Source organism: Mesorhizobium sp. BR1-1-2 (assembly GCF_020165435.1).
GTDB lineage: Bacteria > Pseudomonadota > Alphaproteobacteria > Rhizobiales > Rhizobiaceae > Mesorhizobium.
Map to the genome: position 1 here is coordinate 83711 of NZ_JAIUID010000011.1, position 16291 is coordinate 100001.

The window sequence follows — 16291 nt, forward strand, 5'->3', positions numbered from 1 at the left end:
TCCTGACGTTACACCAAATTTCGTATATGATTGATACCTAAATTAGGGATGACGCATTGCCTGTGCACATCAAGGCAGCGCCGGAGCCGCCACGTGCGACGACTTGGCTCTCGCGCGGACTTGAGGCGTTGGTCCACGATTTTCCGCAGATCGCTGATACGCCAAGGACACGCGTCAAGGGCGGATATGACTTTGATATTGTCATCGTTGGCAGCGGCTATGGTGGCTCGGTGGCTGCCGCCGAACTGAGTAGCTGCAAGGATGTGCAAGGCCAATCTTTAAAAATCTGCATGCTCGAACGCGGCAAGGAGTACCTGGCTGGAATGTTCCCTTCGCGATTGGCCGATCTGGGCGGCCACGTCCGCTTTGCCACCCCCTTTGCGAACCGCCAACGCGGCGTGTTCGATGGTCTTTACGACTTGCGCTGCAGCGACGACGCGGTAGCTCTCGTCGCGTGTGGCTTGGGTGGAGGCTCATTAATCAACGCCGGCGTGATGGAGATGCCGCTGCCGGAGATTTTCCGGGAGGCGCGCTGGCCCACCAAAATCCGTAGAGATACGAAGCTCGCAGAGACGGCTGAACGGCTGCGCGATTGGTTGGGAGCCAAGCCGATACGTACTAACACCAAGCCTTTCTTGGCCAAGTCCGAAGCAATTAGAAATTTGGCTGGGGGCAAAGCACAACCCGCTCACATAACCGTCGCTTCCGATTGCCACACCAACCACGCCGGGGTCGCGATGAGCGAATGTCGCCGTTGCGGCGACTGCGCCACTGGTTGCAACTACAATGCCAAAGAATCCCTTGACCTGAACTTGTTGCGGCTGGCTCGACAAAGCGGAGTACGAATCGTCACTGGCGCCACCGTCTTGCGCGTTTTGCCCTCGGACGAAGGATGGCGGTTGGACGTCAATCACACGGATGGCCATCTACGCGATAACCAGCGGGAGCCGTTCGCGCTGCTGGCGAGGCGCGTGATCCTTGCAGCAGGCACATTCGGCTCGACGGAAATTTTGATGCGCTCGCAAATTCGCGGGGTAAAGTTCTCCGATCAGCTGGGACGCAAGTTCTCCGCCAATGGTGACATGCTAGTAGTTGCTCACGATTTGGCGGCAAGGGTGAATGGCGTCGCTGACGAAACCGAGGATCCGGCCCCAAACATCAAAAGCGAAGAATGCGGTCGCGCGGTCGGCCCGACGATAACCGCAATGATCGATCTGCGCGACGGGAACGCGGCTACTGACCTGGTGATCCAAGATCTTGCCGTACCGGGACCGCTGCGCCGCCTGTTTGAGGAAAGCGCCACCACATTCGATGTGCTCAATCGCGTCGCAGATGGCGACTGGGCGAAGCATGAACCAAATCCTTCACGGGCAGACGACGCAGCCGTCAATCCTGCCGCCATCACCAACTCCCTGGTGCTGGCCATGATCGGCCGCGACGACGCAGAGGGAGCACTGGCTCCAGGGGCCTCGAGGCAAAACAGCGTCGATGAGATGCAAGACGATGCTGACGAAATGCGCGCCGACGGGATGCTCACGGTGCGCTGGCCGGAGTTGCGACTGGACCCCCGGCTGGAGAACCATCATGCGCGCCTTGGCAGATTGCTTCGAGAGTCGGGATTGGGGGGACGGCTGGTGAACAACCTGCTGTGGCGACCTTTGTCCGACAGGCTCGAAGCCGTGTTCGGTCGCCAACGCGGGCCGCTGCTTACAGTTCATCCCCTCGGGGGCTGCGCCATGGGTGACGACGTTCGCCAAGGCGTGACCGATCATTGCGGCCGCGTGTTCGATGCCGCCGCGATCGGCCGCAGACGCACTCACGCAGGGTTGATCGTGCTCGATGGCTCGGTCGTGCCCACGTCTCTGGGCATCAATCCCGCCTTGACCATAGCCGTTCTGGCATTGCGAGCGATCACCGAGCTCAAGGGGGAATGGCATCTCAGTGGCGGTCGTTTGACCAATGCCCCCTTGCCTGGGAACTCTCGTGGCGAAACGCGGCCGATTTATTCCACGCCGCGGACGAATGCTACACCTACGCCTACCAGCATCGAACTGACCGAACAGGTGCGCGGCAAGGTCCCCCTGGCGGTGCGCGGCAGAGGTGTGAAACCGCATACCGTCGAACTGACCCTGACCACCAAGCCGGTGGTGCTCACCGATCTCTACGCGCTGCAAACGCCCCGTGGACGCTGTTTGCCGATTGCCCATGGTCGGCTGCGCATTCTGCGTGCAGGAAAGGAGTTCGACCCCATTGCAGATCAGGCCTATGAAAGCGATGTTGCGCTCGAGGCGGATATCTCGGGATCGCTCCACCTGTTCGATCTGGAAGAATCGCGCCCCGTGCCTCGAATGCTGCGCGCTGTCCTTGCGTGGGCGCTCAACCGCGGGATGCGCGACTTTGCTTACCGCTTGGTCCGCCAGGGCCAGGAATGGTTGCGTCTCACGCCACCTAGCGGAGAGCCGTCCCATCTCAGACTGCTCGATATTCTGCACCTGTGCTCGCGTGCGGGCGGGGTGCGCCTGATCGAATACGATTTGCACATCGACAAGGTTGTCGAGCCGGAAGATCTCGGCACGGGCGTGAGGTTCGACAGTTCTTTGTTCGCACAGAAGAAAATCAGAGGGGTGAAGCGGCTCACATATGCATGTGGCGCCAGCCCTTGGACGCAGTTGATGGAAATGTCGGTCGAGGCGTTCCCGCAGATGCGCAAGGCCATCGTTGGCAAAAAGCTGCCCTCGCTGGAACTGAATAAGCGATACCTGGCGCGACAGGGAGTGCCATTGCTGCGAATAGTAGACCAGCAAGACCGTGTCGCAGCACTGGCAGATCTGGCCTCTTTCATCCTCTACGGCTTTCGCGTCGTGCTTCAGATACATGCATTGAGTTTTCGCCGCCCCGACCCGCCATCGACGCGTGAACCGCAACGGCTGCCCGGGGCAGTGCCGGGCTTACCGGCGCCTCAGATCGACTGGCTGACTTTGGACGGCAAGCGAAGCCCCCCGATCCGCATTCGCCTGGCCCGCTATGACGGCAGGTCCGCAAAGGCGATCGAGAACGGCGTCCCGAAACGCCCCGTCTTGCTTGTTCATGGCTACAGTGCGAGCGGCACCACATTTGCTCATGCTGCCGTACCCGGCAACCTCGCTCAATCGCTGTGTGATGCTGGGCGCGATGTCTGGGTGCTCGATATGCGATCGAGTTCAGGCCTGACTACCGCCACGGGCGGTTGGTCTTTTGAGGAGATGGCGGAGAATGACATTCCGATCGCCATCCAACACGTGCTGGCTGCGACAGGGCAGGAAAGGCTCGATGTCGTCTGCCATTGTATGGGCGCGGCAATGTTCAGCATGGCAGTGCTTGGCGAGCACGATCGAAGGACTTTGCACAATAAGATCGGGCGCGTGGTTTTTTCACAAGTCGGCCCGGTAATGCTGTTGAGTTCGGCAAATGTGCTCGCCGCATACGTGATGCGATATGTGCGTTATTTTCTTCAGCTTGATGACTATGTGTTTAGTCCGCATGGCGATATCTCGCTCGCCGGTCAATTGCTCGACAGAGCGCTCTCGGCAATGCGGCTGCCGTCCGACGAGTATCGGCGCGAGAATCCCCTCTGGCCCCCAGGCAAAGCGACGCCTTGGGTCGGCACAAGACATCGGATGGACGCGCTCTATGCACGCACCTTCTCGCTCAACAATCTCTCTGACCTCGTACTCGACCACATCGACGATTTCTTCGGCCCGCTCAGCGTCGAGACAGTCTCGCAGGTCATACATTTTGCTGGCTTCAACACCGTGACCGATCGCGCCGGCATAAATCGCTATGTGCTGCCGGACCGGGTGAGGGATCGACTGAAGTTCCCGATGATGTCGATCCATGGAGCCGAAAACGGTTTGGTCGACCCCTCAACGCTGACACTGATGCGAAATATGCTCAAAGGGGCCGGCGTGCCGCACTTGAACTCATCTCTGCATGCGGTCGAGGCGGTGCAATCGGAGGAAGAAATCAGGCATCTTATTGACAAAAGCCGCCAGTTCCTGAGGCTCGGCCAACCGTCCTACCTGACCTGGTGCATTGCCGGCCACGGTCATCAGGATTGCCTGATCGGCAAAGATGCCTCGTCGATCTGCGGTGTTATAGCGAAATACCTTGGAATGCCGGATATGCCGGGCTCCCTGGAGGACAAGCCATGACGCGCTCTCTCCCCTTTGAAGCCAGGGCGCCCGTCTTCGGGGTGCGCGTAGGGATCGAAGCGGGCAAGATCCTGGTGCAAGCGGCCGATAGCGGAGGGCGGGGCGTGCCTCATGCAGCCCTTATTGTTCCCGTTTGCGCAAAGGCCGACCGCCTGCACATGATCGATCCGCCGGCTACGAGCCCTGGCGACGAGAAAGGACAGAGAAGCGACAGCCTCCATGATTGTCTCCTTCCGTACTATATCGAGCAACCCGCATCTCCCTACGTATTTGAAGTTCCGCTCCACAAGTGGCCTGAAGCGCAGCAGGTACTCGTCTTGCTGCTGTACGTTCAGGCGCAGGGTATTGGCGGCTTGGCTCGGTTACCGAAACTGCCCGACGCGACGGAATCAGCATCTGAAATCCCCGACAAAGGTTCGCATGCCGAGTACGCGGTGGAGAGGGCCGCCGAGGCTATTCGGTATGCGCTCGAGGCTGACACATTGGATGATCTGCGGGGTGGCCTGATCCTCGGCAGGCCTGGAAGATCACACAGAAGCTACCGCCACAAGAGCGCTGTCCGGACGGAATCGAACCTTTCATTCGCTCTCGCAAGTTGCCAATACCCCAGTGATTTCCTCGACCACATGCCCGACGGTCAGCATGCAACACGAGGGCCCGCGGATGCGTCTCTGCTCGCGCTCGGCGATCTACTGGGCAAACCCGGCGCTCCCACCTTGCTGCTGCTGGCCGGCGACCAAGTATATGTCGACGCTACGGCAGGGCTTTTCGACCCCAAGGCGACCGATGACCGATTCCGAATACCCTACGAACGCCGAGGCCAGAGCCGCGGTGTGAAGGCGGTGATGCAGCGCTTGGACATGGCGGTTGAAATGATGCTCGATGACCACGAGTTGCGCGACAATTGGGCAAAAGACCCCGACCCGGCGATGCGCAAGGACGATCCCGTCATAAAGCCTGGGAAGCTGGCTTACTTCAGGTATGAACGTGTCAAGGCCGGGGTACTGGAAAAGCGCCTGCCGGCACACATCTGGCGAGACGATTTTACTCACAACGGGATGCCATTCTTCCTTTGCGACACGCGCACCGAACGTGAAGGACGGACGGTTTCGAACTGGTGCAAAGCGCGGATTATGGGTCCAACCCAATTCGCGAAGCTTCGTGAATGGCTTATCAAGCCTGAACACGCCGAAGTGCCCAAATTTGTTCTCACATCCTCGGCAGTGCTGCCGCGGCGGCGGGAGGTGGCCGAGGACCCCACCTGTGCCCTGCGTTCGGACGCGTGGGATGGGTACCCGTTCTCCATGCACGCGCTGCTCAGGTTCGTGTGCGACAAGGAAATAAAGCGACTGGTATTCCTGTCGGGTGACGAGCACGTGAGCAGCCTGGTCACCGCCCGTGTAACAAACAGCAAAACCGGCAAGCAGAGCATCCTGCATTGTATCCACAGTTCGGCGCTGTACGCGCCTTATCCGTTTGCGAACGGAACTGCCGACAATTTCCAGGCCAATGAGGCTTTTTACTTTCGCGATCCCGATCCTAAGAACGGGCCGTATTGTTGCGAGGTGCAGACAAGTTTCGCCCCTGGCGACGGTTTCGCGCTTGTAACGACATGCCGCCGCCGGTCGCATTGGCGTCTAGATGTCAAGTTCCACGACAGCAGGGGGCTCAAGGAGAATGGAACCTTCACGCGCGACTTGGAGTAATAGCTGCGCGTGAAATACAGCTTCACTCAGCTTTTCTCGCTATGCCAAGCGGCCCGCGCTCGACCAGGCGCGGCGGCAGTTATTTATCGCGAGATAATCGTCTCTGAGGCCGCATGTCGAAACGATTCGCCTGCCCTTTGCATGGGCCTGGTGTAGCCGCTCCGCACAAGGAACGTCGCCCCATGAAGCGAAAACGCTTGGCCGGCAATCGGTCTCCTCAATCGACAATGGTGGCGGACAGGGTCCGCCACCATTGTGATAACAAGCCGCGATAGAGGTCTGCCCGGATTATTTTCCGGCGGCAGCCGCATTCTTTACCCAGCCATCGAACTCCGACTGATTTGCGGCAATCCAGTCGTTGGCGATCTTCTTGATCTCGGCGTCGGTCTTGTTGCCGGCCCCCAGATCGCCTTCCCACTGGCTCCAGATGTCCAGCGACCATTTCGCCTGTTCGATGAATTTCTTGGCCGCCGGATTGTCAGCCAGGAACTTCTTGTTGGCGAGCGTGCGCCAGTTCCATGGGCCAACCGCCATGCGGCATGGGTTCTGGCCCCCCGCACAGCCAACCACATCCTTGACCTCGTGCGTCTTCGGTTTCGATACGCCCTCGGGAAGAGCGTCATACGGGATCGGCAGCCACACCACGTCCTTGCCGGGCTTCAGCCGATAGACGATCCAGGATGGACTCCAGGTGTAAAGAAGGATCGGCTCTCCGCGGTCGGCCCGAGCAAAGACCTCACCGATCAGCGGCTCGTATTTGGCGCGGATGGAGCGCACCGTATCGCTCAAGCCGAACTCCTTGACCTGGAAATCGACGACGTCGCCGCACTTCCAAGCCGGATCGCAATTCACCAGATTGGCTTTTCCGTCACCGTCGGTGTCGAACAAGGCCGCGATCTTCGGGTCCTTCAGTTGCGAGACATTGGTGATGTTGTTGGCTTCGGCCGTCTTCTTGTCGATCATGTAGCCGTTGATGCCGCCGCCCGCGATCGTGCCTTCATTGATCAGTTCGACCGTATCCGAGATCTGTGCTATGGCGGGCTCGGCCTGCGGCCAGTTGATGTCGCCGGTCATGTCGAGGTCGTCCTGCGAAATGGCCTGCAGGATCGCCGACATGTTCATGGTCGACAACTTTACGTCGTAACCGAGTTTCTCGAGGCCCGCTATCAGGACCTGGTCCTGAATATAGTTGGCGCCCAGGCTGTCGGAGGACGTGAAACGAATAGTCTTGCCTTCGCCAGGCTTATCCTGCGCAAGACTCTGCCCACCCATCATGGTTGCTGCAACAGCCATGGCGCAGGCCAGTCTCAGTCCCTTGCGGTATCGATAATTCACCGACATGTATTCTCCCCTTGTTGTGATATTTGTTGCGTCGTTCCGCCTGATCGAGACGGTGTTCACACCTGCTGGTGGTTCGTTTCGAAACTCCCCGCTTCCTCATTTCTGGGACGCAGCAGCTGAGCCAGGGCGGCGCGGATGCCCCGGGTCGGTCCGGCCTTGTCCTGGTTGGCCAGGCCCTGTGTGATGCGATCGAGGATCATGGCTAGCAGGACGATGGCGATGCCGCCGACGGCAGCCATGCCGACATCGAGACGTCCCAGCCCCTGCAGGACCACAAGTCCGAGCCCTTCGGCCCCGATCATGGATACGATCACCGACATGACCATGGCCATCAGTACCGTCTGGTTGAGGCCGCCCAGAATGGTTGGCAAGGCTAATGGAAGTTGGACTTCCCAGAGAAGTTGGCGATCGGTGGCACCGAAAGCCCGCCCCGCCTCGACCATCTCCTTGTCGACAAGCCGAATCCCGAGATTGGTGAAGCGGATCAGCGGCGATATCGCCGCCACGATGACCGCGACTGCCCCAGGCACTGTTCCGACGCCGAACAGCATGACCACCGGAACCAGATAGACGAAGCTGGGCGTCGTCTGCATGACGTCGAGCACCGGCCGCACAATGGTCCAGGCGCGGTCGTGGCGGGCGCACAGGATTCCGATTGGAATGCCAAGGATGACGCACACCACGATTGCCGTGGCGATGAGCGACAGGGTGGTGATCGCTTCCGCCCACAGGCCCATGAAGGCAATCAGGGTCAGCGAAAGCAGAGTGAATAGGGCCACGCCACGCGATGCGGAGCGCCATGCGATGAGGGCAAATATCCCGATCAGGATCGGAAACGGAATGGCATGGAGTCCATGGTCGATCGCGGTCAGAAGGGTCTCGACGGGCCACTTGATGGTCTGGAACAGCGGCCGGAAATGCATTGCCAGCCAGCGGACGCCGACCTGGATCCACTGGTCCAGCGGGATGACATAGAGATTATCGACATCCAGCATGATCAGGCCTCCGCTCCCGGGGATTGCGAGGAAGCCGCCGCCGGAGCGCCAATGCGGGATAAGATCTGGAGTGGATCGACACGCCCCAAATATCGGCCGCCCTCGTCAACAACGGCTATCGGCCGGTCTCGATGGCACAGGCTGGCCACCACCGACAGCTTTTCCGTGCCGCATACCGTCTCATAGTCCTTGCTCATCAATGATTGGATCGTCGAACTATCGGCGAGGCGTGGCAACTGGCGTGGTCCGACGACACCCACGACCTGCATCGAATCGTCGACGATGAACACCGGTTCGCCCTTGGCATCGCGGCCGCCGGACGCACGTCCGTCTAGCCGAAGCGGGCTGCTTTCCACCATCACGGAACTGGCATCGAACAGATGGGCCCGGTTGACGTCGCGGGTGAAGGCAGCGACGTAGTCATTGCCGGGCTTGGTCACGATGTCCTGCGGAACGCCTTCGCGCATCACCATTCCATCAGCCATGATGGCGACCCGACTTCCGAGCTTCAGCGCCTCCTGAAAATCATGCGTGATAAACAGGATGGTCTTGTGGAAAGTCCTGTGCAGGCGCAGCAGTTCGTCCTGCATTTCGCTGCGGATGAGTGGGTCCAGCGCGCTGAAAGCCTCGTCCATGATCAGGACATCGGCATCCGTGGCGAGTGCGCGGGCCAATCCGACGCGCTGACGCATGCCGCCGCTCAGCGTACCGGGAAGATGATTTGCCCACGAAGCCAGCCCGACGACCTCCAGCACTTCCATCACCTTCTTCCTGCGCGCGGCGGCTGGCACACCTCGCAGTTTCAGGCCGAACTCGGCATTCTCCAACACAGTTCTGTTCGGCAACAGGCCGAAGTGCTGGAACACCATGGAGATACGCGTCCGGCGGATTTCGCGCAGCCGCGCTTCGCTGGCGCCGGTGATCTCCTCGCCATCGATGAGGATGCGCCCTGCATTCGGCTCGATGAGCCGATTGATGCATCGCGCAAGCGTCGACTTACCAGAGCCGGACAAGCCCATGATCATGTAAATCGAACCGACGGGAACGGACAGCGACACGTCGCTCAAGCCGACGACCTGCCCGGTCTTCTGGAGCACAGCTTCCTTTGTCTCGCCAGACTTCAGCATGGCCAAAGCCGATTCCGGCGATCTGCCGAAAATCTTGTACACGCCCTCGACCGTTATGCGATCCGTCACACCTGTCCTCCACTCCTGGCCTGGCGGACGATAGTCAGCACATTCCAGAGCCACGATCCCGATAAGTGAAGATAGAACTGCACCCGCCGTCTTCCCCCGTTCGGCAGGATACCCGCGTAGCCCAGTGCTATGAAGGAAAGCATACGGCTCGCGGGTTCGATGATATAGGCTCTCCGCTACCCGGATAAGTATAATCCGGGACGCCTGTATGGAGAAACGGCGTGCTGGCTTCGCTTAAAAACCCTGCCCTCATGGTCGTGGACATGCAGAACGATTTCGTGCGCAGGCATGCGCCGATGGAGGTTCCATCCGCGCGCGAAACCATACCTTCGATCGGCAGTCTCGTTGCGGCGTTTCGCGGCAACGGCAAGCCGGTGATATTCACGCGATACGTTGCCGACCCCCTGTATCAGGCCCTGGCCGGCAAGCTGACCTGGATCAAGCTGACCGATGCGCCGACCCATGCGTGCGTACCGGGCTTCATGCGCTCCTACGGCGATGTCGAGGGGATGCGGGATGCCGCGGAGGTGATCGACGAGCTTGCGCCACAGGATGGCGACATCGTGCTGGATAAAGTCTATTTCAGCGCCTTTCATGCCACGGATCTTGCCAAGACGCTCAAGCGGCTTGCGGTGGATGGTCTGGTATTCGTCGGCACGGTAGCCGAGATGTGCGTCGAAGATAGCTGCCGTCACGCCGTGCATTTCGGTTATCCCACGATTGTGGTGGAGGATGCTGTTTCTTCCAACCATCCGCCCAGCCGGCAGGCCATGCTCGATGCTTTCGCACGCAACTACGGCTGGGTCATGACCACGGACCGGCTCCTGGATTCTTTCGCGGTCGGGCAACCGGGAAGCCAGGTCTTGAACCTACCGCAGGGGTGAAAAATCGGTCGGGATCAGGATTCGGTTTTCCATCGTTTCGATATTCTCGGTGAGCTTGATCGTAAACGCCCGCCACGGGGGATCTTCGGCCAGCCGCTGACGCCGCTCGGCGCGGTCGTTCAGATCGCTATAGCCCCATAGATGCACGACATGGTTGAGAGGTCCGATCTCGGTGCGGAAATAGCCGATCAGGTTGCCCAGGATCGGCTGCTGGATGGCAAGGCCTTCCTCGCTGATAAGCTGCATGTACCTGGCGAGACGGCCGGCCCTTATCTTGTAGATGCGTTCCTCGACAATCATGGCGCGACAGCTCCCATCAGGCGATCACCCGCGACTTTTCCCTACCCGCTTCCTTCTCGCGCATCGCAAATACGGGCATCACTTCCTTGATGAACAGCGTCAGTGATTTCTTCTGCACTTCAAAGGGCAGATCGAAGGCGAGGCCGAGGCAGAACTGATCTACGCCCGCCGCTTCATAGACCATCAGCTTTTCGACCACCTCGTCCGGCGTGCCGAACAGGAGATTGTCGCGGATCGACCGCGGATCGTAGTCGCCGCTGTTGCCAACGGTGTCGTAAGAAACCGCTTCAGGAAAACCGTTCTTCACCGTACCGATGTTCTGGAACAGGTTCTCGAAGCTGCGGCCATATTGATAGCTGTAGCGAACCGGCAGTTCCCAGTCCTCGGGACGTTCATACACGCAAGTGCGGCGCAGCATCATGAACCGCGGCCTCGGCACTTCGGGATGATCCTGGACGGCCTTCTTGAACTTGTCGCCGAGAATGCCGACTTCCGCGACCGGCCGCGACAACGGCGTGGAGAGGATGTTGTGGCCATTGCGAACCGCCCAATCGAATGTGCCGGGGTCTCGCGCAGCCACCCAGATGGGCGGGTTCGGCTGCTGCAAGGGCTTCGGCACCGAGGTCGCCAGCGGGAAGCGGTAATACTTCCCCTCGTGCGCGTAATCGCCTGCCCATAATTTCTGGACTGCCGGTAGCAGTTCCTGCATGAAGGCGCCGCCTTCCTGTTGCGGGATGCCTCCCGCCATACGGTCGAATTCATACTGATAGGCGCCGCGGGCGATGCCGAATTCCAGCCGTCCTCCCGTCAGGTGATCGCAAAGTGCGGCCTCTCCCGCGAGACGGATCGGGGTCCAGTACGGCGCGACGATGGTGGCGGTGCCAAGCCGGATCTGTTCGGTATGAGCTCCCCACCAGACCAGCAACTGGAACGGGCCGGGCGCGATCGTGAATTCAATCGTGTGATGCTCGGGCGACCAGGCGGTCTCGAAGCCGCCGGCATCGGCCATACGTACCAGTTCCAGCGTCTCAGCCGCCACCTGGCGCATATCCTTGCCGGGACTGAACCTCTCCATGTTCAGGGAAACGGAAAATTTCATGGCAATGACCTTTCGAATATTAGGGGATCGTCAGATGAGGCATCAGCGCAAACGGATTACGAACGGGTCCTGCGTGGCGCCGGAGTAGTCGATGACGACATTCTTCAAGCGGGAGAACTCGCGCATGACTTCGAAACCCCCACGCTTGCCGTAACCGCTCTCCTTGAACCCGCCGGAGGGCGACATGTAAGCAGCCGAGCGGTACGTATTGACCCAGACCGTGCCGGCATCGACGTTGCGCGCAAAGCGCAGCGCCCGGTCGATGTCGCGGGTCCAGACACCCGCCGCCAGCCCATAATGGGTGTCGTTGGCAAGCCCAATCAGCTCGCTTTCATTGTCGAACGGCACGACGCCCACGACCGGGCCGAAAATTTCGTCGCGCATGAAGCGCATGTCGTTGCGCGCATCCGCCAGAACCGTGGGCTCGTAATACCAGCCGCCGCAGAGGTCGTCCCGCAGCGGCCGGTGGCCGCCGGCAACCAGCCGCGCGCCATCGGCGACGCCGTAGTCCACATACTGCTCGACCTTGTCGAGTTGGGCAGCCAGCGCCAGCGGACCGATTTCCGTGTCCTCATCGGTCGGATGGCCGATACGCACGCGCCTGGTACGATCCGCCAGCTTTTCGACGAATGCGGCATAGATGGATTTTTCGACGAAACAGCGCGAGCCTGCGATACAGGTCTGCCCGGCAGCGGCGAACACGCCGGCAACCACGCCGTTCACCGCACGCTCGATGTCGGTATCGGCGAATACGACATGGGGCGACTTGCCGCCCAGTTCCATCTGACACGAAACAAGTCGGCTGGCAGCGTTGGCGGCGATGCGGCGGCCGGTTGCCGTACTGCCCGTGAAGGCGATCTTGGCGACATCGGGATGCAAGGTCAGCGCTTCGCCCGCCGTGGCGCCCTTGCCGGTGACGACATTGAAAACGCCAGCCGGGAAGCCCGCTTTTGCAATCAGTTCGGCGAGGGCAAGGGTGGACGCGGAAGTATGCTCTGATGGCTTGACCACGACCGTGTTGCCAATCGCCAGGCAGGGTGCGAGCGTGCCGGTCAACAGCATCAGCGGTGAATTCCACGGCGAGATCATGCCCACCACGCCGATCGGCTCGCGCAGCGTGAAATTCAGCATATCGAGCTTGTTGACGGGTATCGTCTCGCCATGCAGCTTGTCGGCCATTCCGGCGAAATAGAGATAGCTGTCCGGCGCCGCGCGCAGTTGCACACGCATCTCTTTCAGAAGCTTGCCGTTGTCACGCGTCTCGATGGCGGCGAGTTCATCGGCATGTTCCGCGATGAGATCGGCCAACCGGCGCAGCAGCTTGCCGCGATCCGTCTGCGTCAGCCTGCGCCAGGCCGGATCGTGAAACGCTCTTTTGGCTGCCTGCACGGCGGCGTCGACATCATCCGGCCCGGCGTCGGCAACCTCATACCAGGGCGCCGCGTTCGTCGGATCGTAGCTCGGCATGTAGCGGCCGGACCGCGGCGCGACGCGCTCCCCGGCAATGAAAAGATCCTGGCGCGATCCTTCGATCACCTTCAGCGTCAGGTCCATCAGCTCATCCCTTCGCGGTTTCTCGGTCGCCGGCCAAGCCGTTAAGCGACCGCCACGGACGCGGGGGGCCGTCTATCATCGCCACCCGACCGCCATCGCTGGAATCGACGTAGATCCCGAAGCGAGAGTCCGCGCGCTCATGCAGGTAACGGCGCAGCGTTGCGCGTATCTGCCTGATCGGAATGCTGTCCCAAGGCAGCTCTTCATGGGCAAAGAACCTCAGCGACGGCGACAAATCCGGCATTTCGCCCGCTGGGCCCGCGAGCGCGCCACGGTAAACGACATAGCCGGGCTGCTGGTCGGCCACATCGAAGACCGAGTAGAGAAACGCATCGCTGGTGAGCGGCGCAACCACGCCGCCGCCTTCGAAGCTGAGCATGTCGCCCGGCTTACGGTGCGTTGCCGTCGGCAGTTCCCAGCCTCCGGCGCCATCGTCGCGCAGCAGGATGCGACCGTCATGCTCGACCAGGTAGCCGATGATCATGCGATGGGAAGGCGTCCAGCCAGGCGGCATGGGGTCTTCCACGCAGACATAGCGCCCCCGGCAAAACCCTAGCGGAGCGGCAGGGCTGGTGCCGAAAGCACGCACCCGGCCGATCAGGATCACATGATCTCCCGCCTCGATACGGTCATGCACCGTGCAGTCGAACCAGGTGAGGCTGTCGGTGAGCACCGGCGAGCCCGTATGCACGGTGGTATGGGCTATCGTCTCGAACTTGGAGAGTGACTTCGAGGCGAAGAGGCTCGCCACCTCCTTCTGGCGGTCGTGCAGAACGTTGACGGCGAAGCCTTCGGCCGTGTTGAACGCGGGAAAGCTGCTGGCGCTCTTTCCTATGCAGACGAGCAGCAGCGGCGGCTCAAGGGAGACTGAGGTGAAGGAATTCGCAGTCATGCCGCGCGGCGAACCATCTTCGTCCCGCGTCGTCACCACCGTGATGCCCGTGACGAAGGTGCCGAACGTTCGCCGCAGTTCCACTGGATCGATCGTGCTCAGCTCTTTTTCCCTCTTGTCCGTCATGCGTCCTGCCTCTCCAGGAGAGTGGAAGGATAAAGGGACGTGAGAGAGGGTCTTCCTGCTCTACGCAGGAGAGGCGGCAGTCAGGCTCCTAGGACACGAAGCAGAGACCGCGTCAGACAGGTTGCTCCCGGGCAATGGTCTCGTTGAGGCGTATTGCCAGTTCAAGCGCGAACCGACGTTCGGGTGAATCGATCTCGATGCCAAACAGTTCCTGGATACGGTTCAGGCGGTAGCGAAGCGTTGTAACATGCAATTCCATCGCATCCGCGCAGGCCTGGCTGCGGCAACCGTGCTCCAGAAAGACGGTCAGGGTCCTGATATAGTCCGTTGCATGCGCCTCGTCGTGACGCACGACCGCGCCAATGGCGATATCCACGAACGACCTCACTTCCTTGCTGTCGGCCGCCGAAAGCAGCAGCGGAAAAGGACCGAAGTCCTGGGGCGCAAGCAAACCGGTACGGTTGAAGCGGACGGCAAGACGGATCATGCGCTCGCATTCAAGCCATGCCTGGGGATAGTCGTGAATGCTCGAACAGGTCTTACCCGCCACGATGATCGGCTTGGTGCCGATCAGCCACTGCGTTTCCTCGATCAGCTTGCGCACAAACGTCTTGACCACCGTGTCCGCGTCGCGGGGTGCGTCGGGAATGCGGCACAGAATGATCTCGCCCAATGCGGCGGCGGTCGCCTGCGGCGCCAATTGGCCGGCGAGCCGCATGATGGAGCGGTGCAGTTCGGGTATGGTCTTGGCCTTTTCCGGCACAGTTTCCGGGAGGCCGATCGCGACCAGCCTGGCGGTGGCGTTTACGTCAATGCCGAGCCGGCGCGCCCGCGCCGTCAAATCGTCGACGTTGCGCCAGTTGCCGGAAACGATTTCCATGAACAATTCGCTGGAAGTCTGCGATTCCGTCTGGAAGCGTAAATGGCTGCGCATCAACTGGACGCTGAGCGCGAACCGAGCGCTCTGAAGAAGAAGATGATCGAGGTCGCCGAAATTGGCGTCGAGCGAAAACACGATCAGCGCCCCTACCGTCTTGCCATCCACGACCAACGGCTCCACCGCCGCCGGCAGGTTGAGGTGATGCCCGCCGCAGTTTAGGTACAGCTTGCGCATTTCAAGCCCGGCCTGGTCCGAGATATCGCGAGCAAGACGGAGAAACTGGCGGCTCATGCAATCGTCCATCTCCTCGCGCCAGCGGTCGGTGTCGATGAGGTCCGGCTTCGGCGAGCGCCCGGCAACGACCAGGTTGGCAGTCAGATCCACCACGACGATTGCGTTCGGCAGGAAGGTTTCGACCATGGAAGCCGCCGATGCCACGGAGCCGTCCGACAGGACCTGGTGCATCAGGGAGGAATGCGCGGCAAGTGCGTTTTGGAGTTGCGCGGCGGCAGCATGTTCCGCCCTCAGTCTGTGCGCCTTGTCCACGGCTATGGCGCCCAGATGGACGATCGTCTGCAGGAATGCGAGGTCGGCCGCCGACAGATCGACAACGTCGCGCGACTGCACCGACAAGACCATCGCGCGGTCTTCCATGTCCCGGCAGCCCAGCGGCAAAACCACGACAGTGCGATAGCCGCGCTGGATTGCCTCTTCCCGATAGCCGGGAAATTCGATGCTCTCCTGGGCATCGCGGATGATCACCGGATCATTGCGGGTCAACGCGATGAGGGATGGACTTGTCGCCAGCGTCCAGCGGTTGCGATAGGACTTCGTCAACTGGCTCGGATCATGCCGGGTCACGACCACAGCATTTCCATCCGCCTGATCGATGCTCATCACCGCTGCCATCGACCAGGCATCGTGCTGGCATGCCGCATCGACAAGGTGCTGCAGCGTTGTCTCGAGGTCGACGCTGGAATTGATGAGGCTGGTCACGTCGCGCAGGACGCGTGACAGCGGGCGATCCAAAGCGCTCAACAGAACCTCGCTGCTTGCCGGTACTCGATCGTTACATAGCCTTCCTGGTCGATGGCGCGCCACAGTCATATTCGTTACCGCCGGCCATGC

Annotated in this window: 11 protein-coding genes; 3 read left to right on the forward strand and 8 right to left on the reverse strand. The window is 60.7% G+C overall.

Going from position 1 to position 16291, the window contains the following annotated elements:
• The first annotated feature begins 62 nt into the window (after positions 1–62).
• Positions 63–4190, forward strand: a complete 4128-nt coding sequence (locus tag LB551_RS22350; protein ID WP_224660535.1) for a GMC family oxidoreductase N-terminal domain-containing protein — start codon at positions 63–65, stop codon at positions 4188–4190.
• Positions 4187–5896 carry an alkaline phosphatase D family protein gene (locus LB551_RS22355; RefSeq protein WP_224660503.1) on the forward strand — a complete coding sequence of 570 codons (1710 nt, stop codon included), beginning with the start codon at positions 4187–4189 and terminating at the stop codon, positions 5894–5896. The genes LB551_RS22350 and LB551_RS22355 overlap by 4 nt, the downstream gene beginning before the upstream one ends.
• A gap of 288 nt (positions 5897–6184) precedes the next feature.
• On the opposite strand, the gene proX is transcribed toward LB551_RS22355, so the two are convergent.
• From proX to LB551_RS22370, 3 genes are read right to left on the reverse strand one after another with little or no spacing between them, the layout of a single operon-like run.
• On the reverse strand, positions 6185–7237 hold the full coding sequence (proX, locus tag LB551_RS22360) for a glycine betaine/L-proline ABC transporter substrate-binding protein ProX (protein ID WP_224660504.1): 1053 nt from the start codon (positions 7235–7237) through the stop codon (positions 6185–6187).
• 56 nt (positions 7238–7293) lie between these two features.
• Positions 7294–8232: an ABC transporter permease gene (locus LB551_RS22365; protein WP_224660505.1), complete on the reverse strand. Its 939-nt coding sequence runs from the start codon at positions 8230–8232 to the stop codon at positions 7294–7296.
• 2 nt (positions 8233–8234) lie between these two features.
• Positions 8235–9428, reverse strand: a complete 1194-nt coding sequence (locus LB551_RS22370) for a glycine betaine/L-proline ABC transporter ATP-binding protein (protein WP_224660506.1) — start codon at positions 9426–9428, stop codon at positions 8235–8237.
• A 221-nt stretch (positions 9429–9649) separates the two neighbouring features.
• Here LB551_RS22370 and LB551_RS22375 point away from each other — a divergent pair, with 221 nt between their 5' ends.
• Positions 9650–10312 (forward strand): cysteine hydrolase family protein, encoded by a 663-nt coding sequence (locus LB551_RS22375; RefSeq protein WP_224660507.1) that lies wholly within the window; start codon positions 9650–9652, stop codon positions 10310–10312.
• Here the strand turns inward: LB551_RS22375 and LB551_RS22380 are convergent.
• From LB551_RS22380 to LB551_RS22400, 5 genes are all read right to left on the reverse strand, one after another.
• Positions 10298–10612, reverse strand: a complete 315-nt coding sequence (locus tag LB551_RS22380) for an NIPSNAP family protein (RefSeq protein WP_224660508.1) — start codon at positions 10610–10612, stop codon at positions 10298–10300. The two genes, LB551_RS22375 and LB551_RS22380, sit on opposite strands and share 15 nt — an antisense overlap.
• Before the next feature lie 16 nt (positions 10613–10628).
• Positions 10629–11711, reverse strand: coding sequence for an LLM class flavin-dependent oxidoreductase (locus LB551_RS22385; RefSeq protein ID WP_140552829.1), 1083 nt, complete (start codon positions 11709–11711; stop codon positions 10629–10631).
• A 42-nt stretch (positions 11712–11753) separates the two neighbouring features.
• On the reverse strand, positions 11754–13265 hold the full coding sequence (locus LB551_RS22390; RefSeq protein WP_224660509.1) for an aldehyde dehydrogenase: 1512 nt from the start codon (positions 13263–13265) through the stop codon (positions 11754–11756).
• Positions 13266–13269: 4 nt separating this feature from the next.
• The gene (locus LB551_RS22395; protein WP_224660510.1) at positions 13270–14283 is read right to left on the reverse strand and encodes a flavin reductase; all 1014 of its coding nucleotides are present in this window, start codon (positions 14281–14283) and stop codon (positions 13270–13272) included.
• Positions 14284–14395: 112 nt separating this feature from the next.
• Positions 14396–16201, reverse strand: a complete 1806-nt coding sequence (locus LB551_RS22400) for a helix-turn-helix domain-containing protein (protein ID WP_224660511.1) — start codon at positions 16199–16201, stop codon at positions 14396–14398.
• Between the last annotated feature and the right edge of the window lie 90 nt (positions 16202–16291).